Annotated in this window: 23 protein-coding genes; 9 read left to right on the top strand and 14 right to left on the bottom strand. The window is 66.7% G+C overall.

Features of this window, described 5'->3' with window-relative positions; translation table 11 throughout:
• Nucleotides 1-7: 7 nt before the first annotated feature.
• The 4 genes from AC3G88_RS03645 to AC3G88_RS03630 form a co-directional block, all read right to left on the bottom strand.
• On the bottom strand, nt 8-586 hold the full coding sequence (locus AC3G88_RS03645; protein WP_488770411.1) for a DUF6932 family protein: 579 nt from the start codon (nt 584-586) through the stop codon (nt 8-10).
• A 182-nt stretch (nt 587-768) separates the two neighbouring features.
• Entirely contained in the window at nt 769-2,370 is a 1,602-nt protein-coding gene (locus AC3G88_RS03640) for a rhodanese-related sulfurtransferase (RefSeq protein ID WP_488770412.1), read from the bottom strand.
• A complete protein-coding gene (locus tag AC3G88_RS03635) occupies nt 2,367-2,987 on the bottom strand; it encodes a cysteine dioxygenase family protein (protein WP_488770413.1) in 621 nt (206 codons plus the stop codon). The genes AC3G88_RS03640 and AC3G88_RS03635 overlap by 4 nt, the downstream gene beginning before the upstream one ends.
• Before the next feature lie 87 nt (nt 2,988-3,074).
• Entirely contained in the window at nt 3,075-4,283 is a 1,209-nt protein-coding gene (locus AC3G88_RS03630; RefSeq protein ID WP_488770414.1) for an acyl-CoA dehydrogenase family protein, read from the bottom strand.
• A gap of 210 nt (nt 4,284-4,493) precedes the next feature.
• On the opposite strand from AC3G88_RS03630, the gene AC3G88_RS03625 reads away from it, so the two are divergent.
• The 6 genes from AC3G88_RS03625 (at nt 4,494) to AC3G88_RS03600 (ending at nt 10,557) form a co-directional block, all read left to right on the top strand.
• The gene (locus tag AC3G88_RS03625; RefSeq protein WP_488770415.1) at nt 4,494-5,585 is read left to right on the top strand and encodes an LLM class flavin-dependent oxidoreductase; all 1,092 of its coding nucleotides are present in this window, start codon (nt 4,494-4,496) and stop codon (nt 5,583-5,585) included.
• A 35-nt stretch (nt 5,586-5,620) separates the two neighbouring features.
• Nucleotides 5,621-6,634 (top strand): ABC transporter substrate-binding protein, encoded by a 1,014-nt coding sequence (locus AC3G88_RS03620; RefSeq protein WP_400394064.1) that lies wholly within the window; start codon nt 5,621-5,623, stop codon nt 6,632-6,634.
• 15 nt (nt 6,635-6,649) lie between these two features.
• The gene (locus AC3G88_RS03615; protein WP_488770416.1) at nt 6,650-7,732 is read left to right on the top strand and encodes an ABC transporter permease; all 1,083 of its coding nucleotides are present in this window, start codon (nt 6,650-6,652) and stop codon (nt 7,730-7,732) included.
• Nucleotides 7,726-8,508 (top strand): ABC transporter ATP-binding protein, encoded by a 783-nt coding sequence (locus AC3G88_RS03610; protein WP_488770417.1) that lies wholly within the window; start codon nt 7,726-7,728, stop codon nt 8,506-8,508. The genes AC3G88_RS03615 and AC3G88_RS03610 overlap by 7 nt, the downstream gene beginning before the upstream one ends.
• 21 nt (nt 8,509-8,529) lie before the next feature.
• The gene (locus AC3G88_RS03605) at nt 8,530-9,732 is read left to right on the top strand and encodes a c-type cytochrome (RefSeq protein WP_488770418.1); all 1,203 of its coding nucleotides are present in this window, start codon (nt 8,530-8,532) and stop codon (nt 9,730-9,732) included.
• Between the two features lie 147 nt (nt 9,733-9,879).
• A complete protein-coding gene (locus AC3G88_RS03600; protein WP_488770772.1) occupies nt 9,880-10,557 on the top strand; it encodes a hypothetical protein in 678 nt (225 codons plus the stop codon).
• Here AC3G88_RS03600 and waaC read toward each other — a convergent pair.
• On the bottom strand, nt 10,530-11,546 hold the full coding sequence (waaC, locus tag AC3G88_RS03595) for a lipopolysaccharide heptosyltransferase I (protein WP_488770419.1): 1,017 nt from the start codon (nt 11,544-11,546) through the stop codon (nt 10,530-10,532). The two genes, AC3G88_RS03600 and waaC, sit on opposite strands and share 28 nt — an antisense overlap.
• A gap of 162 nt (nt 11,547-11,708) precedes the next feature.
• Nucleotides 11,709-12,326, bottom strand: coding sequence for a cysteine hydrolase family protein (locus tag AC3G88_RS03590; RefSeq protein WP_488770420.1), 618 nt, complete (start codon nt 12,324-12,326; stop codon nt 11,709-11,711).
• Nucleotides 12,327-12,414: 88 nt separating this feature from the next.
• Here AC3G88_RS03590 and AC3G88_RS03585 point away from each other — a divergent pair, with 88 nt between their 5' ends.
• Nucleotides 12,415-13,275 carry a LysR family transcriptional regulator gene (locus AC3G88_RS03585; RefSeq protein WP_488770421.1) on the top strand — a complete coding sequence of 287 codons (861 nt, stop codon included), beginning with the start codon at nt 12,415-12,417 and terminating at the stop codon, nt 13,273-13,275.
• Between the two features lie 263 nt (nt 13,276-13,538).
• On the top strand, nt 13,539-15,503 hold the full coding sequence (locus AC3G88_RS03580) for a diguanylate cyclase domain-containing protein (protein ID WP_488770422.1): 1,965 nt from the start codon (nt 13,539-13,541) through the stop codon (nt 15,501-15,503).
• Here the strand turns inward: AC3G88_RS03580 and AC3G88_RS03575 are convergent.
• From AC3G88_RS03575 to AC3G88_RS03545, 7 genes are all read right to left on the bottom strand, one after another.
• Complete coding sequence (locus tag AC3G88_RS03575; protein ID WP_488770423.1) at nt 15,452-16,732, bottom strand: AAA family ATPase; 1,281 nt, start codon at nt 16,730-16,732, stop codon at nt 15,452-15,454. The two genes, AC3G88_RS03580 and AC3G88_RS03575, sit on opposite strands and share 52 nt — an antisense overlap.
• A gap of 182 nt (nt 16,733-16,914) precedes the next feature.
• Nucleotides 16,915-18,645: an ABC transporter substrate-binding protein gene (locus tag AC3G88_RS03570; protein ID WP_249641110.1), complete on the bottom strand. Its 1,731-nt coding sequence runs from the start codon at nt 18,643-18,645 to the stop codon at nt 16,915-16,917.
• Between the two features lie 139 nt (nt 18,646-18,784).
• Entirely contained in the window at nt 18,785-19,093 is a 309-nt protein-coding gene (locus tag AC3G88_RS03565; RefSeq protein WP_153945368.1) for a DUF2160 domain-containing protein, read from the bottom strand.
• A 10-nt stretch (nt 19,094-19,103) separates the two neighbouring features.
• On the bottom strand, nt 19,104-19,934 hold the full coding sequence (locus AC3G88_RS03560) for a carbohydrate ABC transporter permease (RefSeq protein WP_153945369.1): 831 nt from the start codon (nt 19,932-19,934) through the stop codon (nt 19,104-19,106).
• Nucleotides 19,927-20,811 carry a carbohydrate ABC transporter permease gene (locus tag AC3G88_RS03555; RefSeq protein ID WP_488770425.1) on the bottom strand — a complete coding sequence of 295 codons (885 nt, stop codon included), beginning with the start codon at nt 20,809-20,811 and terminating at the stop codon, nt 19,927-19,929. The genes AC3G88_RS03560 and AC3G88_RS03555 overlap by 8 nt, the downstream gene beginning before the upstream one ends.
• Nucleotides 20,808-21,908 (bottom strand): ABC transporter ATP-binding protein, encoded by a 1,101-nt coding sequence (locus AC3G88_RS03550; RefSeq protein ID WP_488770426.1) that lies wholly within the window; start codon nt 21,906-21,908, stop codon nt 20,808-20,810. The genes AC3G88_RS03555 and AC3G88_RS03550 overlap by 4 nt, the downstream gene beginning before the upstream one ends.
• A gap of 1 nt (nt 21,909) precedes the next feature.
• On the bottom strand, nt 21,910-23,028 hold the full coding sequence (locus AC3G88_RS03545) for an ABC transporter ATP-binding protein (protein ID WP_488770427.1): 1,119 nt from the start codon (nt 23,026-23,028) through the stop codon (nt 21,910-21,912).
• Nucleotides 23,029-23,187: 159 nt separating this feature from the next.
• Here AC3G88_RS03545 and AC3G88_RS03540 point away from each other — a divergent pair, with 159 nt between their 5' ends.
• On the top strand, nt 23,188-23,958 hold the full coding sequence (locus AC3G88_RS03540; RefSeq protein ID WP_194946428.1) for a DeoR/GlpR family DNA-binding transcription regulator: 771 nt from the start codon (nt 23,188-23,190) through the stop codon (nt 23,956-23,958).
• Nucleotides 23,959-24,042: 84 nt separating this feature from the next.
• Here AC3G88_RS03540 and purU read toward each other — a convergent pair whose 3' ends face one another.
• Complete coding sequence (gene purU / locus AC3G88_RS03535; RefSeq protein WP_153945374.1) at nt 24,043-24,909, bottom strand: formyltetrahydrofolate deformylase; 867 nt, start codon at nt 24,907-24,909, stop codon at nt 24,043-24,045.
• Between the last annotated feature and the right edge of the window lie 25 nt (nt 24,910-24,934).

Here is a 24,934-nt window from a genome sequence, read left to right as displayed (position 1 = left end):
GTCATCGTCAAACATTGAAGGCTGCGCGGCTTTGTTCCAGGCTCTTCCGATCCAGAACCGCTTCCGCAGCCTCGTCGTCCGCGGGTTGCAGACCGATTTGCAGATAGCCTTTCCACTGCAAGTCCCTTCGGTGCGACCACACGCTGTGCCAGTAGGTGGATATCCTGCGACGGCAGTTTTCCGACGCCGCGGGCTCCACCCAGTAACCGTCAACAAGCAACTGCGATTTCACGCGGTTATGGTCGAATAGCCAGGACGGCAACCTGGCCGGCGAACAGGAAGCGCCGTCCAGGAACGTCACCACATCGATATCGCGAGGGATACGGCCTTCACGCCCCTCGACATCCTCGACGAAGCTTCCGCCCACCCACTGGAACCCAGAGGAAACGCCGGATGCATGTAGCACTTTTCTGAATCCCAGAAAGCCTCGCAGGATTCGACACCGCTGCCCCGATGTCGCGAATCGCTCTACGAAAGAGACCAGCGACACCTCATAGGGCGACCGTTCGGTGCCTACCGGATTCTTGCTATTTACCGGCGGAAGCACCCGCGCATCATTCCACGCTGGTATCGGTACAACATTCATGAATTGACCCCAAGTTTGTGCGGCGCCTGCGCTTCAAGCTAGAAAGGCGGGCCGCGTTATCGATGGGGGATCTTCACACGCATTGGCGTAAACTTCTGTGCCCAAATGGAACATTGCTGTTGCATTTTGGGATGGCCCACTGCGTTGCGCAGGGGGTCTTGCCTTGGCGCAATTCGGTTAGCTCAAGCCACCTCAAAGAAATGCGTGCCGTCACGATCGAGTTGTGCGATCAGGCCGAATTCCCAATCGAGGTACGCCTGCATGGCAGCCGCTGCGTTGTCGGTGCCCTCGTACGGGCGGCGATAGCGATCCGTGCGCGGCACGGCCAGACGGGTTTCGCCCTGCTCGGCTGGCAGGCCCGCGTCGAACCACGCCGCGTTGCCGCCTTCCAGCACGAACACCTCCGACGTGGTCAGCGCCTGCAGGTCCACGGCCGCAAACCGGGCCAGCAGGCTTGACCCGCAGGTCAGCACATAGCGGCGGGCCGGCGGGATAGCGCGCAGCGCCTGGGCCAACTGCGCCCGAATCGCGAACCACGCACCGGGGATATGACGCTTGACGTAGTTGGCGCTGGCCGTCACGTCAATGACCGCCACGTCGCCCGCTTCCAGCCAGCCGGACAGCGTTGCCGGCGTGATCGTTGGCACGTCCGGTGCGGCGGGACGTTTCGCCCCCGGGGTGCCGCGCTCGCTGCGCAGGGCATCGCCGACCGGCTCCACCACATAGACCTCCCATCCCATCTGGGCCAGCCATGACGCACTCATGTTGGCGCGCACGGCGTCATCGTCCGCCAGCACGACGCGCGCGCCACGCACCGGTGCGTTGTGATCGGTTTCCTGCACCAGCTGGCCGCCCGGCGCACTGGCGAAGCCAGGCAGATGGCCGTCGGCGTATTCCTCGGGCGTGCGCACGTCGAAGCGGTACACGGTGCGGCCCGGGGTCTCCAGCGATGCCAGCGCATCATGCGCGATGCGCTTGACGCCCGCCCTGTCCGCAATGGCGCGGGCGCCTGCGCGGGCCTGTTCCAGGTTGGCCGCGCCCACCTGCGCCGGTGCGCGGCGGCTGGCGCCGTGCGACAACGTCTGCCCGGCCAGGGTCCAGCCGATCGTTCCATTGCGCAGCGCCGCCACAGGGTTCGGAATGCCGGCATTGATCAGCGACTGCGTGCCGATGATGCTGCGGGTGCGGCCCGCGCAGTTGACGACGACTTGCGTGGCGGGGTCCGGCGCCAGTTCGCGCACACGCAGCACCAGTTCCGCGCCGGGCACGCTGGTCGACGTCGGAATGTTCATGGTCTGGTATTCGTCGAAGCGGCGCGCGTCGACGATCACCACATCGGCCTTGCGGTCGATCAGCGCCTGCACCGCCGTGGCGCTCAGCGACGGCGTGTGCCGTTTCGCCTCGACCAGTTCGCCAAACGACTTGCTCGGCACGTTGACGTCGCGGAACACTTCGCCGCCACCGGCGATCCATGCTTCCAGGCCGCCGTCGAGCAGCGACACATCGGTATAGCCAAGCCTGCGCAGCACGCTTGCCGCACGCGGCGCCAGGTCTTCGCCGTCATGCTGGCCGTAGATCACGATACGCGTATCGCGCCGCGGGATGCGCGTCCAGGCTTCGAGTTCGAGCTTCGACAGCGGGAAGTTGGCCGCCCATAGCGGATGCTGCTGCGCGAACGGGTCTTCCTCGCGCACATCCACCAGCGCAATCTCGGCGCGGTCCAGCAACGCCTGGCGCACTGCCTGGCTGGTCGTGACGGGAAACGGATGGCTGGCTGCGGTCATGGTGCGACGGATTCCTTCGAGCGGTCCCAGGGATTGGGCAAGGTGGTATTGGAGTAGCCGGAGATAAAGGTCTTGTTGCCGCCGGCTTCCGGATAGACATGGCGGCTTACCGCGCCGATGTTGGCGCCGTAGACGTGGATGCTGATCGATACGCGGTCGTCGAAGGCATTGTGAACGCGGTGGATATCGCCAACCGCGGGCGACACCGCCTCCACCTGGCCCGGCTCCAGCCGCACGGCCGCGCCTTCCGGCCGGGGCACGCCGTCACCGTCTATCGCGTAAGGCTGGGCGTACTCGGCGCCGCGCAGCATGCCGATCAGGCCCCACACCGTATGGTCGTGGATCGGCGTGCGCTGTCCCGGCCCCCAGACGAAGCTGACGATCGAGAACCGCTCGGCGGAATCGCAGTGCAGCAGCATCTGCTGGTAGAACTCGGGATGGGGCTGCGCATAGGCCTCGGGCAGCCAGTCGTCGCGCGCCACCAGCTTTGCCAGCAGCGCGCCGCCTTCGTCGAGGATGCGCGGCTCGTCCGGATGCTGGTCCAGCAAGGCGGAAAAGGCGGTGATGAAGTCGCGCAGCGGCGCCAGCGCGTGCGCGCCAGGTAGCGTCTCGGCCATGGCTTGTCTCCGGATTCACGTGTGCCGTCGAGGCTGCGGCACATCGCACACAACCATAGCACGGCGGGCAATCGTCTGCGCCCCGGGTCACACACCCAGCGCCGCGCGTCCGGCGGCGGTCAGGATGGCGTCGTTCTGGGGCGTGTGGATGCGGCTGCAGAGCACGTCGCGATAGTGGCGTTGCAGCGGGTTGTGCCGGCTCAGGCCGTGATTGCCCGACAGTTGCAGCGCCAGTTCCACGGCACGAATCGCGTTCGATGTCACGGTGTACTTGAGCAGCCCGCTGTCGGCCGGCAGCGGCGGCGCGCCGGCGTCGCTGCGCGCGGCAATGTCGTCCAGCAAGACCTGGTTCACGCGCAGCAGCGCGGCGATCTCGCCAATCGACTCCTGCACGCGCGGCAGGGTGGCCAGCGGCTTGCCCAGGCTGCCCGGCGCCCGCTCGCGCACGAACTGGCGGACCCAGTCGAAGCCGGCACGCGCCACGGCGTCGTAGAGGCTACCCAGCAGGGTCACCATCCACGCCTGCTGGTCAGCGTTGGCGTCGATGTCCGCCTGGCTGCCGCCCGCCGGCGCCCACGCCGCGGGCGGGCGGATGTCCACGGCGTTTTCCAGCGGGATCCAGACATCCTCGAACACGGTTTCGTGGCTGCCCGACGCACGCAGCCCCAGATGGTCCCAGCTTTCGATCACCCGGATGCCGGGCGTCCCGGCGTCCGGCCTGGGCACCAGAAAGATGCCGACGCGCGGCTCGGGCTCGTGCGTACGGGCCCATACGGCCAGCCAGCGCAGGGCCGGGATGCCGGTGGTGTACAGCTTGTGGCCGCGCAGCCGCCAGCGGTCGCCCACGCGTGTGGCCACCGTGCCCGGCAGGCCGCCGCGTGCCGGCGAGCCAAGCTCGGGCTCCACGCGCAGCGAGTTGATCAGGCCGCCCTGCTCCACGGCACTGCGGAATACCTGCTGGCGCACCGCGTCGGGCCAGCGCGAATCGGCGCGACCGATAGCGCGATGCTGCAGGTAGGTCATCGTCAGCACCAGCGCCGTGGCCGCGTCGCCGCCCGCCACAGCCGCGATGATGCGCCGCGCCTGGGCCAGTCCCGCGCCAGCGCCGCCGTGCGCGGCCGGCACGACCTGTGCAATCAGGCCGTAGCCGTGCAGCTGCGCGAAATTGTCGTGCGGGAACGTGCCATCGGCGTCGTGGGCGGCAGCGGTGGTGGCGAAGCGCGCGGCCAGTTCGGCCAGCACGTCGTCCAGCCGTGCCGCCGGGGTCGGCAGGCGATGCAGGGATGACGAAGACATGCGGTTTCCTTCGGGCGTCGGGGGGAACAGGATCAGGCGCCACATAGCGTACCGCCGCATGCCCGGCCTTGATAACGACGCATATCGCATATCGACCGGCGGTTTTTGCTGCATATGGAGCGGCGTTTTTATTCGTTGGGTCTGCCGCCGCGCGGGCGTACGTTCTCGTCCATACCCGTACCCCATCCAGGCAAACCAGGAGCATCACGCATGAGCGTCAACTTCATCGGCATGATCCAGAGCCAGAAGCAATCGGAAATCCATCCGCCCACCGGCCCCGCGGTCGACCGCGACTATGTGCGCGCCTTTGCGCAGGCCCACGAGCAGGCCGGCTTCGACCGCATCCTGGTGCCGCACCACTCCACCGGCCCGTCCGCCACGCTGACCATCTCGTACGCGGCCGCCGTCACCGAGCGCATCCACTTCATGCTGGCCCACCGGCCGGGCTTCACGTCGCCCACGCTGGCCGCGCGCCAGATCGCCACGCTGGACCAGTTCAGCGGCGGCCGGCTCGGCGTGCACTTCATCTCCGGCGGGTCGGACGACGAACAGAAGCGCGATGGCGACTACCTGGACCACGACCAGCGTTACGCCCGCACGGACGAATATCTGGGCATCCTGCGGCGCATCTGGACGGAGCCGCAGCCGTTCGACCACGACGGCACGTTCTACCGCTTCGCGCGCGGCTTCTCCGAAGTCAAGCCGGCGCAGCAGCCGCATGTGCCGATCTACTTCGGCGGCGCGTCAGAGGCGGCCATTGCCGTCGCCGGCAAGCACGCCGACGTCTATGCGTTGTGGGGCGAATCGCTCGACCAGGTGCGCGAACTGACCACGCGCGTGCGTGCCGAAGCGGCCAGACACGGCCGCGAGATCAACTTCTCGGTGTCGTTCCGGCCGGTGCTGGCCGATACCGAGGAAAAAGCCTGGCAGCGCGCCGACGACATCCTGGAACGCACCCGCGCGTTGCGCGTGCAGGCCGGCTACAGCCGGGGCGGGCCGCAACAGAGCGAAGGCGCGCGCCGGCTGCTGGCGGCGGCCGAACAAGGCGATCGCGTTGACCAGCGTCTGTGGACGGCCATCGCACGCGAAACGGGCGGCCGATCGAATTCCACCGGGCTGGTCGGCACGCCGGAACAGGTGGCCGATGCCCTGCTGGCCTACTACGACCTGGGCGTGACCACGTTCCTGATCCGCGGCTTCGATCCCCTCGAAGACGCCGTCGACTACGGCCGCGAGCTGATTCCGCGCGTGCGCGAGCTGGTAGCACAGCGCGACGCCGAACAGCGCCGCCGCGCTGCCTGAACCACCCACACCAACAACAACGGGGAGCGGGAAACATGAGCCAGAACACGTTCCAGCCTGATGCACGCCGCCGCAGCGTCCTGCGGCTCGCCGGCACCGCAGCCATCGCCGCGCCGGCCCTGATCCTGGGCCGCCAGGCGTGGTCCGCACCGCGCAAGCTGACGTTTGCGTGGAACCAGAATTCGTTCTGCCTGACACCGATCGTGGTGGCCCAGGAAAAGGGCTTCTTCGAGAAGAACGGGCTGCAGGTGGATCTGATCAACTACAGCGGGTCCACCGACCAGCTGCTGGAATCGATCGCCACCGGCAAGGCAGACGCCGCCGTGGGCATGATCCACCGCTGGCTCAAGCCGCTTGAGGCCGGCTTCGACGTCAAGATCATCGGCAGCTCGCATGGCGGCTGCGTGCGGCTGGTAGGCGCCAAGGCCGCCGGCGTGACGAACCTGCAGGCGCTCAAGGGCAAGACCGTGGGCGTCAGCGACCTGGCCGCGCCGGGCAAGCACTTCTTCACGATCCTGCTGGCCAAGAACGGCATCGACCCGGACCGTGACATCACCTGGCGCCAGTACCCGGCCGACCTGCTTGGCGTGGCCGTGGACAAGGGCGAGATCCAGGCGATTGCCGACGGCGATCCCAACCTCTACCTGCTCGAAAAGCGCACCAACGGCGCCTATGTGGAACTGGCCACCAACCTGACCGGCGAGTATGCGCGCAAGGTCTGCTGCGTGATTGGCGCCCGTGGCGAACTGGTCCGCAACGACCGGCCGGCCGCGTCCGCGCTGGCCCGGTCAATCGTGCAGGCCACCGACTACGTCAACGAGAACCCCAACGAGGCGGCCAAGGTCTTTGCCAAATACTCGCCCAAGATCAGCACCGACGACCTGCGCAAGCTCTATGCGTCGCTGACCTACACCCATCACCCGACCGGCGTGGACCTGCAGGAGGAAATCGCGTTCTATGCCGGCGATTTCCAGCGCATTGGCGTGCTCAAGAAATCGACCGACACGAAGAAGCTGGCGCAGCACGTCTACGCCAACGTCCTCGGCTAACCCGGGAGCGCCCACATGGCTACGCCGCAACAAACGCTTGACGCCCCGCTGCCGCTGGACGGATCGGCCAAACCGGTCACATCCGCCACATCGGCCAAACCGGCCAAACCGGCCAGATCGACCGGCACGCCGGCCGGTGTCTGGCCCACCGGCATCGTCGCCGCGCTGGCGTGGGGCGCCTTCGGCGCGCTCACCTGGCGCTGGCCGAACAAGGTGGCCGGCTTTTCGGACTGGGCCTATACGGACGAACTCGGCATCGCGGTACTCGTGGCGGCCGCCGCGCTGCTGGCGGTGGCTGTCGGGGGCGGTTACGCGGGTCCGCTGCGCCGCCTGCGCCAGGCGATACGCCATGCCGGCCCGTGGCTGGTGGCCCTGCCGCTGGTCTTGGCGGGCTGGGAAATCCTGACCGCGAAGACGGCGCTGCTGCCCACGCCCTTCTTTGCGCCCCCGCAGGCGCTGATCGAGGTCTACATCGACGACTGGCGCCGGCTGGGCGACAGCGCGCTGAACACGCTGAAGCTGCTCGGCTTCGGCGTGGCCTACGGCGGTGTGGTGGGCTTTCTGATCGGCGTGTCGATCGGATGGTCGCGCCGCATCGGCTACTGGGTGCATCCGGTGCTGCGTGTGCTGGGGCCGTTGCCCTCCACCGCGCTGCTGCCGCTGACGTTCTATTTCTTCCCGTCGAGCTATTCGGCGGCCGTCTTCCTGATCGCGCTGGCCACGGCCTTTCCGGTGGCGGTGCTGACCTGGTCCGGCGTGGCCAGCGTCAACAAGAGCTACTACGACGTGGCCCGCACGATGGGCGCGTCAGAGGCGTTCCTGGTGCTGCGCGTGGCCATCCCGGCGGCGCTGCCGCAGGTCTTCGTGGGGCTGTTCATGGGGCTCGGCGCGTCGTTCTCGGTGCTGGTCACGGCCGAGATGATGGGCGTGAAGTCGGGGCTGGGCTGGTATCTGACCTGGGCGCAGGGCTGGGCCTCGTACGTGAACATGTACGCGGCGCTGATCGTCATGGCCCTGCTGTTCTCGGGCGTCATCACATTGCTGTTTGCCGTGCGCGACCGCGCGCTGTCGTGGCAGAAAGGAACCGTCAAATGGTAGTGGCTGCATCCGACCCCTCGCGTGGCGCCCGCATCGATATCCGCGCCGTCAGCCATGCCTTTGGCGATGGCGATACGCAGCTGCCGGTGCTCGACAGCGTCAACCTGAAGGTGGCGCCCGGCGAATTCGTCGCGCTGCTCGGCCCCAGCGGCTGCGGCAAGTCCACGCTGCTGCGGCTGGTGGCGGGCCTCGACAGTCCGTCGCAGGGGCAGATCCTGCAGGACGACACGCCGATCGACCGCCCCGACCCCTCGCGCATCGTCGTCTTTCAGGACCCCACGCTCTACCCTTGGCGCCGCGTGCGCGACAATGTGGCGCTGGGCCTGCAGGCGCGCGGCCTGCTGCGCCGCGAAGGCCACCGCGTCGATGCGGCGCTCAAGCGCGTGGGGCTCGAAGCCTTCGCCCGCGCGTTTCCGCATCAGTTGTCGGGCGGCATGGCCCAGCGCGTAGCACTGGCCCGCGCGCTGGTGAACGACCCCCGGCTGCTTGTCCTCGACGAACCGCTTGGCAAGCTCGATTCGCTGACGCGCCTGGCGATGCAGAGCGACCTGGTCGAACTGTGGCAACGCGCGGGCTTTTCCGCCCTGCTCGTCACGCACGATGTGGAAGAGGCGCTGTTCCTGGCGCAACGCGTGATCGTGTTCAGCCAGCGGCCGGCGCGCATCACGGCCGAGATCCACGTCGACCTGCCCTATCCCCGCCATCGCGGCGATCCGCGGCTGACCGCGCTTCGGCACGAAGCCCTGCGCCATCTGGGTCTCGATGCAAGCTGGTAAGTCCGCCGTCCGGGGCGCCACATGAGCGCCCCGCCACCGCCGGCGTGGCTCGATGCGCTGCTGCGCCTGGTACAGGAAGTCCAGCTAGCGCTGTGGCAACTCTGGCACACGCTGGGCTGGTCTGGCGATCTGCACGGCCAGCCGGCGTGGCCGTGGTCGCACCGCATTGCCGGGGACACCCTGCTGATCGACCTGGGGCTGGCGCGCCAGCTGGGCCTGTCGGTGCTGGCCATCGCGCTGGCGCTGACCTGCCTGGTCGTGGCGCTGGGCTGGCGCCGGCGGCGCATGGTGTGGCTGGGCATCGGCGCGCTGGCGCTGGTGGCGGCGCCCTGGCCTTCGCCGGTGCTGCTCGTCACGCCCGCGGCCCCCACCAGCTTTCACCAGAGCCCGACCCGATTCGCCGTGGATGCCATCGCCACTGGCGCGCAAGTCTACGCGCAGCATTGCGTGGCGTGCCACGGCACCGACGGCCGGGGCGAAGGTCCGCAGGCGGCCACGCTGTCACGCTGGCCGCCGACCTTCCTGAGTCCGCTGCTGGGCCGCCGCGCCGAAGGCGAACTGTTCTGGCACATCGTGGCCGGCATGCGCGACGGCAATGGGCACACGACGATGCCGGCCTTCGGCGACCAGCTTGACGATACCCAGGCATGGGCCGTGATCGATTACCTGAAGACGCTGGCCGCCGGCACCGGCGGCGCTACGCAGGGCAGTTGGCCGGTGCCGCTGCGACTGCCCGATGTGACGGTGCGCTGCGGCGCGGCGCCGCCGCGCGCGCTGGACGACTGGCGCGGGCGCCAGCGCGTGCGCGTCGTGGCGTTCGACGGCGCGCCTGCCACGCTACCGCTCGACGATCCACGCTTTCTCACGTTGCTGGTCACACCCGACGGCCGCCCACCAGCCACGATTCCGGATTTCCGCGCCGGTTGCGTGGCCGCGTCCGCGCAGGCCTGGCCCGTGTTCGCGCGGATCGCGGGGGTCGATCCAGCACGGTTGCCCGGCACCACGTGGCTGGCCGATCGCGACGGCTGGCTGCGCGCGCAGGCTGCCCACGGGGGCAATGGCTGGAGCGATGCCAGCCTGGTTTGCACGGCGGGACAGCCGGCGCAGGGTGTGCCAGGCGGCCGGGGTGCCGGCCAGCGCCGGCCGCCCGATGGCCTGACCGCGCTGCTGCTGCGCATCGACGCGGAGCCGGTGCGCGTTGTGCAAGGGGGCGTCATTCACTGATGCCCTCGCCATGGGGCCATTTGCGTTGCGTCAACTCGCCGCCAGGACGAGAAAATTCCGCACCCACAATTAGAAATGTCCTAACGACGTCGAGCGGCACGGCAAGTAGCGTTGAGAGCTCTCCCCAAACGCCAAGCCTTGAAGACGATGTCGCTGGAACTGACCCCCGCCAATGCCGAGACCGGCGCCGAAACCGACGCTGCCGCGCTGAAGACCTGGACGGGCCGCTATGCCGTGTCGCCCGGTCTGTTCGAAGTCAGGCCCCGCTATCTGCCGCGCGACGCACGCCCCATCCTCGACGATGACCTCGACTGCATCATCGGCTACCACCGCCGTTTTGGGCTGCGCAGCCATCTTTACGATCTCAATGGCGACATGTTTTCGGTGGCGGAAGACCTGTCGAACCTGCCGCCGCCCGAAAAGCGCGACCCGCTGATGGTGGTGGGTGGGCTCTGGCGCGCAAACGTGCGCGGCGTGACCGCCGTGGGCCTGACGGGCACCGGCGCCACACTGGCGACAGGCACGCTGGCCCAGTTGCGCACCCGTTTTGCCCGCCTGGCGCAGTCATCGCTGCTTTACCGGGGCGCGGCCCTGGCGCGCATGGATGATCCGCAGCGATTCGTGCCGGTGCATATCCTGCGGCTGGCGATGCGTCACGGCGAATCCGTGGCCCCGCCGCCGGGACTCACCCGGGCGTCGCGCTACCTGGCCTCCATGCTGATCCGCCGCCAGCCGTTCATGCTCGACGTGGTGACCGCGAACGGCAATACGACGATCGTGGACTTCGAGTACTGGCGTTACGCCGATGCGCTGCCGGCCGCGTGAACCGGCACGCCCGCCGGCGCCGGGCTGGCATGCGTGACGTGATCGATGGCGCGCAGCACCTCGTCCACCGAAGGCGGTGCGCCGTTATCGCCAACCGACACCGACTGCCCAGGCTTGTTCACGCCAAAGTGCGGCCGTGACGTCGCGGTGAACAGCATGACGGTCGGCTTGCCCAGCGCATCGGCCAGATGCACGAAGCCGGTGTCCATGCCGACGACCAGAGCGGCCGCATCGACGCGCTGCGCGCACTCGGTGATCGACATGCGCGGCAGCACCTCGGCGCCGGGGATGGCCGCGGCCAGCGCCTGGGCTTCCTGCTGCTCCTTCTGCGAGCCCCATGGCAGCTGCACGCGATAGCCGCGCCGGGCCAGCTGGTGCCCGATTTCGACCCAATTGGCCTGCGGCCACTTCTTGATGTCGAGCGACGTCGCGTGGAACAGCAGCGCGCGTGGCACGCCATCGGCGTTCAGCGGCGTGGCCGGTGCCGGCACCCGAAGTTCAGCGGTTTCGTGCGGCTCGATGTCGTACCCCAGCGCGTTGGCCACCACCATGCGCATCTTCTGGCGGCAGTTGGCATCGCCGTGCGGACCAAAAATCTCGGTGTAGGCGAACACGGCCTTTGCTTCGCCGAGATACTCGGCGGCATAGCCGAGGCGCCGCCTGGTCCGTGCCAGCCTGGCGGCGATGGCACTCTTGTAAACGCCGTGGACGTCGATGGCCACGTCATAGCGTTCGCGGCGCAGCGACATCAGTGCGCCGATGATGCCGCGCAGGTCGCGCCATTTGCGGCCATTCTTCTTGAACTGGCGCAGAGGCGGCGCGATGACACGGTCGATGCCGACCGCCCAGCTCGGAATATCCGCGCACGATGCGTCGGCAATCCAGTCGATTTTGGCGTCCGGATAGGCACGGCGCAGGTCGTACAACAGCGGCAGGGTATGCACCATGTCGCCAAGCGAGGTGATCTTGATAAGCAGGATGCGCTTCATGCGGGGGCGGCTTGTTTGAGCGAACGCGGCCGGATTTGCCGCGTTGGAAAGGCGCTAGTATGCCCCAGACCGCCCGCACCAGCGCGTGACGCAGATGTAAGGAACTTCACACATCACAAATTCGCCGGCCGCCCCAGCCAGCCGCATGGCGGTCGATCGACGTCAGTGCGCCAACGCCGAAGCATCCGCCACGATCGTCGCAAACCTGTCGTTCAGCGCGGCCAGTGTCACGCGGTGCAGTTCGGCGGCGCGCAACGGGTCGCCACCAAGCGGATCGGGCAGATCGCGCGTGGCACAGCCCGCTGCGACCAGCGTGACGCGATAGCCATGATCAAGCGCCGACCGCACGGTCGCGCTGATGCACATATGGGTCTGAAAGCCCGCCACGATCAGCTCCTTGCGGCCGATTGCGCCAAGCAGCGCGGCCAGATCAGTGCCCGCAAAGCTGTTTGGCAGGTTCTTGATGACTGTCTGCTCGCCTTCGGCGGGGGTCAGACCCTCGATGATGGCCGCGAACGGGCCGGTCGGGTCGAACGCACCGCCAGGCTTGCCGTGGTGAACCACGTGGATGACCGGCGTGCCGTGCTGGCGCGCCTGCGAAAGCAGCGCGGCGCACTCGGCCACGGCTGCCGGCATGCCGGTCAGGGGCAGCTTCCCATCGACGTATTCGCGCTGGTGATCCACGAGCACCAGCACCGCGTCCGACCAGTTGGACGGCTGGCGGCTGGCACCGGCGGCATCGAGCAGGGTGAAAGGCTTGGCGGCAGGCGTTGCGGTCATGACGGTCTCCGTACAGTGAAAAGTGGCTATGCAGGCATCGTAGAGGCCGGTAAGCTGTACGCCAATTAGCCACGAGATCACACATACTGTGCAAAAAAGCACAATCACCTGGGATGACCTGCTGACCCTGTCCACGCTGATGCGGGTCGGCAGCTATTCGGCGTGCGCCCGTGAACTCGATATCACGCATGCCACCGCCATCCGGCGCATCCGGCGGCTCGAAACCGCGCTCGGCAAACCCGTGGCCACGCGCACGGACGGGACGTTCGTACTGACTGCCGCCGGACGCAACGCGCTGGCGGCCGCGCGCGAGATGGAGCAATCCGCCGACCGGCTGCTGCGCGAGATCGAAGGCGCAAGCGCCGGCGTGTCGGGCGTGGTGCGGGTCGCCGCGACCGCCTCGCTCGGCAGCCATTTCCTGACGCCACGTCTGCCCGCCTTCTACGCGCGCAATCCCGACGTGGAAGTGCGGCTCGAAGTGGATAACCGCGTCACCAGCCTGGCCCGGCGCCGCGCGCATATTGCGGTACGCCTGGCTCGGCCGCAGGAAGACTCGCTGATCGCGCAGCGCGCCGGCACGATCCAGTTCGGGCTCTATGCGCCGGCCGTCATGTCCGCCACCGTGGCGGAGTCGCGCGACACACCGCTGTGCGGACTGCTCGACGAAGGCTTCTCACTGCCCGAAGTCGATTGGCCACAGGAGCAGGGACGGCGCTTCTCGTTCCAGTCCAATAGCTTCGCGGCTGTGCGCGAAGGCGTGCGCGCGGGACTCGGCGTGGCATTGCTGCCCCACTACCTGGCTGCCGGCGAGCCCGGCCTGGCGCTCGTACGCAATGTCCCGGAGGTCTCCCGCGAAATCTGGCTCGCCTATCCGCCAGAGTTCCGTGGGGCATCGCGATTCCGGCCCCTCATCGAATGGCTCGCCGAGGCCCTGGCGACGTGCCCGTGAACCTGATGGGACCGTCCCGTTGTCGCGCCGCCACCCTGAAGCGGCGCATCCGCCACCCCATGTGGGAAGCCGCACGTGTTTCCATCGCTGCTCTCACCGAAAAAAACAGCAGTTCTGCTACGCTCTGACCGGGTTGCCAACGTTGCGTCGTCAAGGTGCGTTCAAGAAATGGGCAGGGTCGTTGCATTGAAGCCCAGGCAGCCGGAAAACGGGTCAGTGCGCAGAACAAAAAGAGATTCATGCGGCACTCATTGAAGTATCGAATGGCAATCGCGGCCGCGACGGTTGTTACGCTGGTATTCGTAGTGCGGGTCGGGTTTTCCCAGGTCTACGCATACACGCGCCTGAAGGAAGTCGTTCAGGCCCAGCAGGACACCCTGGTCAAGCTGGTCGCCGATCAACTCGACGAAAAGCTCGAGTCGCGCGCTATCGTATTGCGACGGCTCGCGCGCACGCTCGCGCCCGTCCTCGATCGTCCCGCCGGTCAACTGCGCCAGATGGCCATCGATACGGTCGACATGCCCGAGCACTTCAATGCCACCTTCCTGGCCGCGACCGACGGCACGCTCGTCTTCAGCACCGCCGTGCCCGATGGCGTCAAGATGACCGTTGGCGATCGGGATTACTTCAAGGCCATCGTCAACGGCGCGGACTTTGCCGTCTCGGACCTGCTGCAAGGCAAGCACTCGAGCGCCCCCGGCGTCATCCTGGCCGTGCCGTTGCACGACAGCCATGGCCAGTTGCGGGGTGTGGTGGGCGGCGTGCTGAACCTGTCGGCAGAAAACTTCCTGGGCGAACTGGCCCATCACCGCGTAGGTGTCACCGGCTTCTATTGCCTGGTGTCGGCCGGGCCGAATCCCCGCTATGCGATGCACCCCGATGCAGCAAAAGTCCTGACCCCTGCGCAGGCAGTTGGCGAATCCTGCGGCGCCGAAGCCCCCGAATCGACACTGGAGTCGATCTGGCCGGAGCAGCCCGTGGTAGCCCGCTTCCTGCTGGAGTCGAATGGCTGGGAAGTCATCTCGGTCCTGCCCGCCGCCGAAGCCTACGCACCGCTGGTCGAAGTGCGCCAGCGGGCCGTCATCCTGGGCATCGTGACGTTGCTGGCGGCCGCGATCCTGATGTGGGCCGTGATCCGGCACCTGCTGGCGCCGCTGGAGCGCCTGCATCGGACCGTGCGACGTCTTTGCGAACAGCCCGCCGCCATGGCCGAACTGCCCGTGCGCCGCGACGACGAAATCGGCGAACTGGCCGGGGCGTTCTCGGAGGTCATGACCCAGCTGATCGAGCGGGAAGCCGCGCTCAAGGCCGCCAACAGCAAGGCAGCGGCCAGCGAGAAGCGCCTGGAGGCCATCGCCAACCATGTTCCGGACCTGGTGGCCTTCGTCGACGCCGGCGAGCGGTTCGTGTTCGTCAACCAGGCCTACGCACGCCATTTCGGCTTGCCCGCCAGCCAGATCACGGGCCTCTCGCTGCGCGAGCTCTGGGGCACGCCAGAGTACGTCGCCCACAAGCCGTACCTGGAACAGGCCTGCGCGGGCGAGCCCGTCACCTACAGCCGCGAGGACGCCGAGGGCCGGGCCTGGGAAATGACTTTCCAGCCCGCCTGGAACGATACGAAGGACGCCGTCACCGGGCTGCACATGTTCGCCCGTGACATCACCGGCGAACGCCAGAAGCTGCGCTCGCTGGAAGCCCAGACGCTGTCCGATCACCTGACCGGCCTGCTCAACCGCAAGGGTTTCGACCGCCGCCTGCAGGAAACCATGGCTCGCGCCGATGCAGGTGGCTATCGCACCGCGCTGCTGCTGGTGGACCTCGACGACTTCAAGGCCGTCAACGACAACTACGGGCACCCGATCGGCGACCAGTTGCTGGTTGCCTTCGCGGAACGCCTGCGCGCCTGCGTGCGGGCGGGCGACGCCGTGGCGCGCATCGGCGGCGACGAATTCGCCATCGTGCTCGACAACGTAGGCCATCCCAATACGGTCGAACGGATTGCCCAGACGGTGGTGCATGCAGCGATGCGGCCGTTCGATATCGACGGGCGGCGGCTGGTGTCCACGGCCAGCGTGGGCAGCGCGATGCATCGGCCGGACCAGGGCACGTCGGTCAGCGAACTGTTCATGCGCGCCGACATGGCGCTGTACGATGCCAAGCGGCATGGCAAGGCCTGCTATGCGTCGACGGGGGCCAGGTGGCCGGAGGACGCATCCTCGGACGCCTGAAGCCCGGCCCCGGACGTCGGCACGATGAACGGGTCCAGGTCCTCGTCGCCGTCCGACCGTCGCCCGCCCGGCATCGCGGGCACGATATCGAGCAGCCCCGCCCGCCGCATGGCACCTGCCAGCGTCGGGTCCGCGAGCATATGGATGCCCAGTACCGAGCCCCACATCAGTTTCAGGGCAGTCAGCCGCTTCAGGGACTGTTCGATATCGCGGCGCTCCGGCGCCCGGCTCCAGTCAGGGTCCAGTTCCTGGACGACCGTCCGGTACAGCCCCATCGTCCGGGTGTCGAACCCGGCAATCGTGGACGGCGTGGCGGCCACCACGCGCAGCACCGCATCGTCGATCGGGTCCAGCGGATCCATGGCTTTCATGAAAGGCTGGTGAACCTTGGCCAGGCGGAGGTCAACGGCCCGTTCGAATGCGTGCCTGACGCTCACCCCCTCGCACTGGCCGTAGAGCGCCACCCGCAACGCGGCGTCCATCAGGACTTCGGGACGACTTTCCGCACGCTGGAACATCCGTTCGAGCAGCGCATCGTCGGCGGAGGGCGGCAGTTCATACTTGCGCCGTACCCACTGCAGGAAGTCCGCGCCGAGTTCCGGAAACGCAAACTGCGATGCGCTATACATCGTGTGCCGTCCGCCCAGCATCATCAGCAGCTTCGTGCGGTCGGAGCCCGTGAACACGGTCCGTACGCCATACAGTCCCCGGTCGTTGTTGAGCAGGTCCCGGGTGGCTTTCAGCGTGTACAGCATGCTGTCCCCACGCTCGGTTGCCAGCATCTGCTGCGCTTCGTCGATGATCAGGATGATCGGACGGCGCGTCCTGGCCGACAACGCCTCCATCGAGCGGTAGACCCACAGCCCTCCGCGCTTCTCGGGTGTCTCGCCGTGACCGAAAGACAGCGACAGGCTGCCGAAACCGACCCCCTTCAGCCCCACTGCCTGCGCGAATCTGGCGGCGATGCTCTCGTTGGCATCCAGCGCCTTCTGGACCGCACCGACCACCACGTCCGCGGGGTCCTTGTCTGTCTCGCCCCACAGATCCGCCATCACCACCAGTGCGCCAAGCCTGCGGATGGCAGGCGCCACTTCCTGCCGCAGGAACGTGCTCTTGCCGATGCCACGCGATCCGATCAGCGCGATGACCTTGCTGGCCGGCCCATGCACCAGCTTCTGCGCGATATCCGCCGCAAGCCTGGGGCGTTCGAAATGATCCGACAAATCCATATCGCTCCTCGTTCATCAAGACCTGCGAGCGATTCTAGGCAGCCCACCTCCACAGTCCACCCCTCAACTCCGACTGCAACAGCAATATTCCAATCCTTAACAGATCCACAAAAAAATGAAGCGGTGACGCAACACACGCCACCGCTTCACACTGCAGGCTGAACACCCCGTTCAGAGAAGGATCAGCGGACTCGCCCTTCCTTCCACGCCTGCAGCAGCTTGTCGTAGGCGATGGTTTCGCCCTTCGGCTTTTCGTTATCGAGCTTCTTCCACGGCGCATGCTCCGACGACAGCCACTTCGACGGATCGCTCTTCGGATTCAGCTTCGGCGCGCACTGGGCCATGCCCGCGCGCTGCAGCCGGCCCATCACCTGGTCCATTTCCTCGGCCAGGTTGTCCATGGCGGCTTGCGGCGTCTTCTCGCCCGTCACCGCCGTGGCCACGTTCTTCCACCAGAGCTGGGCCAGCTTCGGATAGTCGGGCACGTTGTTGCCGGTCGGCGTCCAGGCCACGCGGGCCGGGCTGCGGTAGAACTCGATCAGGCCACCGTACTTGGCCGCGTTCTTGGTCAGGTACTCGTGGTGGATGTCGCTGTCGCGGATAAAGGTCAGGCCTGTCAGCGACTTCTTCAGCGACACCGTCTTGGAGGTCACGAACTGGGCGTAGAGCCACGCCGCGGCCAGGCGGTTCGGGTCGGTGTTCTTGAAGAACGTCCACGAGCCCACGTCCTGGTAGCCGTTCTGCATGCCCTGCTTCCAGTACGGGCCGTATGGCGACGGCGCCATGCGCCACTTCGGCGATCCGTCGGCATTGACCACCGGCAGGCCCTTCTTGGTCATGTCAGCGGTGAAGGCCGTGTACCAGAAGATCTGCTGGGCGACCTGGCCCTGGGCGGGCACCGGGCCGGCCTCGGAGAACGTCATGCCCATGGCCTGCGGCGGGGCGTACTTCTTCATCCAGTCGATGTACTTGGTCAGCGCGTAGACGGCCGCCGGGCTGTTCGTGGCACCGCCGCGCGACACCGACGCGCCCACCGGCGTGCACTTGTCGTCGGCCACGCGGATGCCCCACTCGTCCACGGGCATGCCGTTGGGCAGGCCCTTGTCGGCCGAACCGGCCATCGACAGCCAGGCATCGGTAAAACGCCAGCCCAGCGACGGGTCCTTCTTGCCGTAATCCATGTGGCCGAAGACCTTCTTGCCATCCAGCTCCTTCACGTCGTTGGTGAAGAAGTTGGCGATGTCCTCGTAGGCCGACCAGTTGGTCGGCACGCCCAGGTCATAGCCGTACTTGGCCTTGAACTTGTCCTGCAGGTCCTTGCGCGCGAACCAGTCGGCGCGGAACCAGTACAGGTTGGCAAACTGCTGGTCGGGCAGCTGGTAGAGCTTGCCGTCCGGCGCCGTGGTGAACTTGGTGCCGATGAAGTCCTTGACGTCGATGCCGGGGTTGGTGAACTCCTTGCCGGCGCCGTTCATGTAGTCGGACAGCGGCAGGATGGCGCCGTACCGGTAGTGCGTGCCGATCAGGTCGGAATCCGAAATCCAGCCGTCGTAGATCGACTTGCCGGACTGCATCGACGTCTGCAGCTTCTCGACGACGTCGCCTTCCTGGATCAGGTCATGATTGACCTTGATGCCGGTGATTTCCTCGAAGGCCTTGGCCAGCGTCTTCGATTCGTATTCGTGCGTGGTGATCGTCTCGGACACCACATTGATCTGCGTCACGCCCTTGGCCTTGAGCTTGGCGGCGGCGTCGATGAACCACTTCATTTCGGCCTGCTGCTTGTCCTTGGCCAGCGACGACGGCTGGAATTCGCTGTCGATCCACTTCTTTGCCGCGGCCTCGTCGGCCCAGGCGGCATGCCCGCATGTCAGTGCGGCCGCAAAGGCCAGGGCCGACATCCCCAACTTCACGCGCTCTTTCATTCGTTGTCTCCTCAGGTACCCTTCCCCGGTTCTGTCACAGGGTTGCGGCCCCGGGGAAGGGGACAAGATCTCGCAGCCCATGCACAGCAATACCAGTCGAAACCCCTGCGGCATCTTCCAGGCGCCTTTAGCCCCGGCGCATGACGATCACCAGCACCACGGCCGAAATGGCCGCGCTGATCCACACCGACGGCGCTTCCGCCAGCTGGAACCAGCCTTGCATCTTCTCGCCCAGGCCTACCCAGGCCAGGTTGATCCACGCGGCACACATCAGCCCGATAAACAGGCGGTCGCCCCGGGTGGTGGCGATCGGCAGGAAACCCTTGCGCTCCACGGTGGGCGCGCGCACCTCCCAGATCGTCATGCCGATCAGCATCACCACCACCAGGGTAAAAAATACCGCCACCGGGGTGGTCCATACCATCCAGCTCAGCATCGCCGACTCCTTACACGCGGCCCATCGCGAACCCCTTCGCGATGTAGTGCCGGACGAACCAGATCACGATGGCGCCCGGCACGATGGTCAGCACGCCGGCCGCGGCCAGCACGCCCCAATCCATGCCCGACGCCGATACCGTACGCGTCATCGTCGCCACGATCGGCTTGGCATTGACCGATGTCAGCGTGCGCGCCAGCAGCAGTTCCACCCAGCTGAACATGAAGCAGAAGAACGCGGCCACGCCCACGCCGGCCTTGATCAGCGGCAGGAAGATCGTCAGGAAGAAGCGCGGGAACGAATAGCCATCCACATAGGCGGTCTCGTCGATCTCGCGCGGCACGCCGGACATGAAGCCTTCCAGGATCCACACCGCCAGCGGCACGTTGAACACCAGGTGGGCCAGCGCCACGCCGAGGTGAGTGTCCATCAGCCCGATCGTCGTATAAAGCTGAAAAAATGGCAGCAGGAACACCGCCGGCGGGGTCATGCGGTTGGTCAGCAGCCAGAAAAACACGTGCTTGTCGCCGATGAACTGGTAGCGCGAGAACGCATAGGCGGCCGGCAGCGCCACGGAGATCGAGATCACCGTGTTCAGCAGCACGTAGATCAGCGAATTGATATAGCCGGAATACCACGAGGCATCGGTGAAGATCGTCACATAGTGTTCCAGCGTGACCGCTGCCGGCCACAGCGACAGCGACGACACGATCTCCTCGTTGGTCTTGAACGACATGTTCACCATCCAGTAGATCGGGACGATGGCGAACAGCAGGTACAGCGTCAGGAAGACCGGACGCCACCAGCCCGGACGCTGGCCGGGAAGCTTGCGATCAGCCATTGGGGAGCTCCTCGGTGCCGGCCGTGCCGGCGCGCTGCATCCAGTTATAGAGCACGAAACAGGTCAGCAGGATGATCAGGAAGTAGACGATCGAAAACGCGGCGGCCGGGCCCAGGTCGAACTGCCCCACGGCCTTCTGCGTCAGGTACTGCGACAGGAAGGTGGTGGCGTTGCCGGGGCCGCCGCCGGTCAGCACGAACGGTTCGGTGTAGATCATGAAGCTGTCCATGAAGCGCAGCAGGACGGCGATCATCAGCACGCCGCGCAGCTTGGGCAGCTGGATGAAGCGGAACACCGCGAAACGCGACGCCCCATCGATCTGCGCAGCCTGGTAGTAGGCATCGGGAATCGCGCGCAGGCCCGCGTAGCACAGCAGCGCCACCAGCGGCGTCCAGTGCCAGACGTCCATCACCAGCACGGTCACCCAGGCATCCAGCGCACTGCCGGTGTAGTTATAGTCGAATCCCATGCCTTCGAGCGCCGCCCCCAGCAGGCCGATGTCGGTCCGGCCGAAGATCTGCCAGATCGTGCCCACCACGTTCCACGGAATCAGCAGCGACAGCGCGATGATGACCAGCACGGCCGACGCCTGCCAGCCCCTGGCCGGCATGGCCAGCGCCAGCAGGATGCCGAGCGGGATCTCCACGCACAGCACCGCCAGCGAAAAGCCAAGCTGGCGCAGCAGCGCATCGTGCAGCTCGGCGTCGCGCAGCACCGTGGCGAACCATTCGGTGCCCACGAACACGCGGCGTTCGGGCGAGATGATGTCCTGCACCGAATAATTGACGATGGTCATCAGCGGCAGGATGGCCGAGAATGCCACGCAGATCACCACGGGCAAAACCAGCAGCCAGGCTTTCTGGTTGACGGGCTTCATGGGACCAGTTCCTCGTCGATGTAGAAGCAGGTGTGGCGGTTGAACACCGACAGCCACGCGGTATCGCCGGGCCGCAGCGCGGCGGCCTCGGTGCCCAGGCGGGCCCGGATCGTGGCAGCTTCGCCATGATCGACCGTCGAGGTCATCAGCCAGTAGGTGCCGATGTCCTGCGCACGCGCCACCCGCACCGGCATGGCCTGCGGATCGCCCGCCGGTGCCAGCTGCAGGTATTCGGGCCGCACGCCGATCTTGAAGCTGCCGGCGGCCTGCAGTGCCGACAGCGTCTGCGGCGGCAACTCGGGCAGGTAGCGGCGCCCTGCAACTTCCACCGCACCGTCGCGCCAGTGCCCCGGCAGGAAGTTCATGCCCGGCGAGCCGATGAAGTGCCCCACGAAGGTGTGCGCGGGCCGCTCGAACAGCGCGTCGGCCGATCCTACCTGCACGGCCTTGCCGCGCGACATCACCACCACCTGGTCGGCAAAGGTCAGCGCCTCGGTCTGGTCGTGCGTCACGTAGATCAGCGTCAGCCGGAATTCATGGTGGATTTCCTTGAGCTTGCGCCGCAGCTGCCATTTCAGATGCGGATCGATCACGGTCAGCGGCTCGTCGAACAAGATGGCCGACACGTCCTGACGCACCAGCCCGCGCCCCAGCGAGATCTTCTGCTTGGCATCGGCGGCCAGCCCGCTGGCGCGGCGGTCGAGCGAGGCCGACAGGTCTAGCATTTCGGCCACTTTGCCGACCCGCTCCCTGACCTGCGCGGCGGGCACGCCCCGGTTGCGCAGCGGGAAGGCGAGGTTCTCGCCGACCGTCATCGTGTCGTAGATCACCGGGAACTGGAACACCTGCGCGATGTTCCGGGCCTGCGGCGACGCGTCGGTCACATCGTTGCCGTCGAAGCGGATGGTGCCCTGCGACGGACGCAGCAGCCCCGAGATGCAGTTCAGCAGCGTGGTCTTGCCACAGCCGGACGGACCCAGCAGCGCATAGGCGCCGCCGTCCTCGAACGTGAAGTTCAGCGGCAGCAGCGCGTAGTCTTCGTCCTTTTGCGGGTCAGCCACGTACGAGTGGGCGAGTTCGAGATCGATGCGCGCCATGTCAGGCCCCCGACTCGGTGACGGGCGTACTGACCACATCGGCCAGGGCGCCCGGGCGGCGCGGCGCGTGGATGCGGTCGCCGGCGGCGTTGAATAGATAGAGCTGGGCCGGTTCGACATGGAGCGACAGCGGCGCCCCGAGCTGCAGGTCCAGCACGCCGGCAAACTGCGCCACCAGGTTGCCGGCGGCCGTGTCGATGTGCACGAAGGTATCGGAGCCCGACAGCTCGGCCAGGGCTACCTTGCCCGGCACTTCCACCGCCCCCGGCACCGCCTTCAGGCGCAGCGCGGCGGCGCGTACGCCCACCGTCACCGGGCCGCCCGGGGCATTCACATCGGGCAGCGGGATCACGATCCCGCCCGGCAGCGTCACGCGGCCGCCCTCCAGCACGCCTTCCACGAGGTTCATCGGCGGGTCGCTGAACGCGCGCGCCACCCGCAGCGAGGCAGGATAGTGGAAGACTTCGGGAGTCGGGCCGTATTGCAACAGTTCGCCGGCATCGAGCACGGCGGTGTGACCGCCCAGCAGCAGCGCCTCGGCGGGCTCCGTGGTGGCGTAGATCACGGTGGCGTCGCCTTGCGCGAACAGGTGGGTCAGCTCTTCGCGCAGTTCCTCGCGCAGCTTGTAGTCCAGGTTGACCAGCGGCTCGTCCAGCAGCATCAGCGGCGCATTCTTGGCCAGGGCACGCGCCAGGGCCACGCGCTGCTGCTGGCCGCCGGACAGTTCCGACGGGTAGCGGTCCAGCAGATGTTCGATATGCAGGCGGCCGGCCAGGCTGCGCACGCGGGCGTCGATCGCCTCGCGGCTGTCGCGGCGCAGCCGCAGCGGCGACGCAATGTTGTCGAAGACGGTCAGCGACGGGTAGTTGATGAACTGCTGGTACACCATCGACACGTTGCGTTCGCGCACCGGCACGCCGGTCACGTCCACGCCGTCCACGCGCACACGGCCGGCCGTGGGCTTGTCGAGCCCGGCCATGACCCGCATCAGCGACGTCTTGCCAGCCTGGGTGGTCCCCAGCAGGATGGTGACGGCGCCCGGCACGGGGGCCAGCGTCATCGGGTAAAGATAGGCTTGCGATCCCACTTGCTGCGCAATGCCTTCCAGGCTCAGCTGCATCCAGTCTCCAAATGTTCCTGTGCTTGCTCAGCCACTCCGAAAACCGCGGCCAAGGCGCACTTTTCAAGTCAACCCGCTCGTTTTAGCTCAAAAACGAACATAAAACAATACTGCGGTGCGTCATTTGTTTTCGTTTCTGTTTGAACTAGAATGCCGGGCATGACGCTTAATCCCCGCCAGACCGCTCTTCTCGAGGAAGTCCGCAGCCAGGGCTTTGCCTCCATCGACGAACTCGCGCGCAAGTTCGGCGTGACCTTGCAGACCGTGCGGCGCGACGTGAACCTGCTGGCCGAAAACGGCATGCTGGCCCGCTTTCATGGCGGGGTGCGGATGGAGGGATCGACCACCGAGAACATTGCCTACCGGCAGCGGCAGGCGCTCAACGCCGAGGGCAAGGTGCGCATCGCGCGCGCCGTGGCCGCGGCGGTGCCCGAGGGTTGTTCGCTGATCCTGAACATCGGCACGACGGTGGAAGAAGTGGCACGCGCGCTGATCCATCACCGCGGTCTGCGCGTCATCACCAACAACCTGCACGTGGCCCATATCCTGGCCGACAACCCCGACTGCGAGGTCATCGTGGCAGGCGGGGTGCTGCGCTCGCGCGACCGCGGCATCATCGGCGAGGCCACGGTGGAATTCATCCGCCAGTTCAAGGTGGATATCGGCCTGATCGGCATCTCGGGCATCGAGACCGACGGCACGCTGCGCGACTACGATTTTCGGGAAGTGAAGGTGGCGCGCACGATCATGGAACATTCGCGCGAGATATGGCTGGCCGCGGATGCCAGCAAGTTCAACCGCCGCGCCATGGTGGAGCTGGCGCCCCTGACCAGTATCGACCGGCTGTTTACGGACGAGCCGCTACGAGCGCCGTTCGACACGATGCTGGCGGAAAGCGGAGTGAAATGTGTGGTCGCGGATCAGGAATGACCGGGCATTGCGCCCGTTGCGCCCGTTGCACCCCTCTCCCGCAGGCGGGAGAGGGCAGAAAACCATCGCGGTTTTCCGAGTTCTTTACTTGAAGACGACCGTCTTGTGGCCGTTCAGCAAAATACGATGCTCGGCGTGCCACTTGACCGCACGGGCCAGCGCCACGCATTCGACGTCGCGGCCGACGGCGGTCAGCTGCTCGGGGTCCATGCTGTGATCCACGCGCTCGATTTCCTGCTCGATGATCGGGCCTTCGTCCAGGTCGGCCGTCACGTAGTGCGCGGTCGCGCCGATCAGCTTCACGCCGCGATCGTGCGCCTGGTAGTAAGGCTTGGCGCCCTTGAAGCTGGGCAGGAACGAGTGGTGGATGTTGATGGCGCGGCCTTGCAGCTTGCGGCACAGGTCGTCCGACAGCACCTGCATGTAGCGCGCCAGCACCACGAGGTCGATGTTCTGGTCGCGCACCACTTCAAAGACGCGCGCTTCCTGCGCGGCCTTCTGCTCGGCCGACGCGTTCATCAGCGGCAGGTGGAAGAACGGCACGTCGTACGACGCGGCCAGCTGATAGAAGTCGCGATGGTTCGACACGATCGCGGCAATCTCGACCGGCAGGCCGCCGACCTTGGCCCGGAACAGCAGGTCGTTCAGGCAGTGGCCGATCTTCGACACCATGATCATCACGCGCGGCTTCACGGTGGCGTCGAACACTTCCCACTGCATGCCGAACTGGTCGCCCACGGGCGCGAAGGCGGACCGCAGCGCGGCCAGATCCGGGCCGCCGGCGGACGTGTTGAAATGCACGCGCATGAAGAACCGGCCGGTGAACGCATCGCCGTACTGGTCAGAATCGACAATATTGCAGCCGTGCTGGAACAGCAGGCCGGAAACGGCATGCACGATGCCCGGCTGGTCCGGGCAGGAAAGCGTCAGAATAAATCCGGTGGTGCTCATCTTGGGCAAATCGGGGTTAGGCAAG

Source organism: Cupriavidus sp. 86D6 (assembly GCF_057815095.1).
The sequence above is the reverse complement of the archived record's forward strand: the minus strand, read 5'-3'. Positions and strand labels throughout refer to the sequence as shown.

Excerpts from the sequence above, each read along its gene's own strand:
- AC3G88_RS03580 (WP_488770422.1), top strand. The coding sequence starts at position 13,539 with ATGGCAATCGCGGCCGCGACGGTTGTTACGCTGGTATTCGTAGTGCGG.
- waaC (WP_488770419.1), bottom strand. The coding sequence starts at position 11,546 with ATGAAGCGCATCCTGCTTATCAAGATCACCTCGCTTGGCGACATGGTG.
- AC3G88_RS03610 (WP_488770417.1), top strand. The coding sequence starts at position 7,726 with ATGGTAGTGGCTGCATCCGACCCCTCGCGTGGCGCCCGCATCGATATC.
- AC3G88_RS03565 (WP_153945368.1), bottom strand. The coding sequence starts at position 19,093 with ATGCTGAGCTGGATGGTATGGACCACCCCGGTGGCGGTATTTTTTACC.
- purU (WP_153945374.1), bottom strand. The coding sequence starts at position 24,909 with ATGAGCACCACCGGATTTATTCTGACGCTTTCCTGCCCGGACCAGCCG.
- AC3G88_RS03620 (WP_400394064.1), top strand. The coding sequence starts at position 5,621 with ATGAGCCAGAACACGTTCCAGCCTGATGCACGCCGCCGCAGCGTCCTG.
- AC3G88_RS03645 (WP_488770411.1), bottom strand. The coding sequence starts at position 586 with ATGAATGTTGTACCGATACCAGCGTGGAATGATGCGCGGGTGCTTCCG.
- AC3G88_RS03625 (WP_488770415.1), top strand. The coding sequence starts at position 4,494 with ATGAGCGTCAACTTCATCGGCATGATCCAGAGCCAGAAGCAATCGGAA.
- AC3G88_RS03560 (WP_153945369.1), bottom strand. The coding sequence starts at position 19,934 with ATGGCTGATCGCAAGCTTCCCGGCCAGCGTCCGGGCTGGTGGCGTCCG.
- AC3G88_RS03545 (WP_488770427.1), bottom strand. The coding sequence starts at position 23,028 with ATGCAGCTGAGCCTGGAAGGCATTGCGCAGCAAGTGGGATCGCAAGCC.
- AC3G88_RS03605 (WP_488770418.1), top strand. The coding sequence starts at position 8,530 with ATGAGCGCCCCGCCACCGCCGGCGTGGCTCGATGCGCTGCTGCGCCTG.
- AC3G88_RS03550 (WP_488770426.1), bottom strand. The coding sequence starts at position 21,908 with ATGGCGCGCATCGATCTCGAACTCGCCCACTCGTACGTGGCTGACCCG.
- AC3G88_RS03630 (WP_488770414.1), bottom strand. The coding sequence starts at position 4,283 with ATGTCTTCGTCATCCCTGCATCGCCTGCCGACCCCGGCGGCACGGCTG.
- AC3G88_RS03615 (WP_488770416.1), top strand. The coding sequence starts at position 6,650 with ATGGCTACGCCGCAACAAACGCTTGACGCCCCGCTGCCGCTGGACGGA.
- AC3G88_RS03635 (WP_488770413.1), bottom strand. The coding sequence starts at position 2,987 with ATGGCCGAGACGCTACCTGGCGCGCACGCGCTGGCGCCGCTGCGCGAC.
- AC3G88_RS03640 (WP_488770412.1), bottom strand. The coding sequence starts at position 2,370 with ATGACCGCAGCCAGCCATCCGTTTCCCGTCACGACCAGCCAGGCAGTG.
- AC3G88_RS03575 (WP_488770423.1), bottom strand. The coding sequence starts at position 16,732 with ATGGATTTGTCGGATCATTTCGAACGCCCCAGGCTTGCGGCGGATATC.
- AC3G88_RS03590 (WP_488770420.1), bottom strand. The coding sequence starts at position 12,326 with ATGACCGCAACGCCTGCCGCCAAGCCTTTCACCCTGCTCGATGCCGCC.
- AC3G88_RS03555 (WP_488770425.1), bottom strand. The coding sequence starts at position 20,811 with ATGAAGCCCGTCAACCAGAAAGCCTGGCTGCTGGTTTTGCCCGTGGTG.
- AC3G88_RS03540 (WP_194946428.1), top strand. The coding sequence starts at position 23,188 with ATGACGCTTAATCCCCGCCAGACCGCTCTTCTCGAGGAAGTCCGCAGC.
- AC3G88_RS03600 (WP_488770772.1), top strand. The coding sequence starts at position 9,880 with ATGTCGCTGGAACTGACCCCCGCCAATGCCGAGACCGGCGCCGAAACC.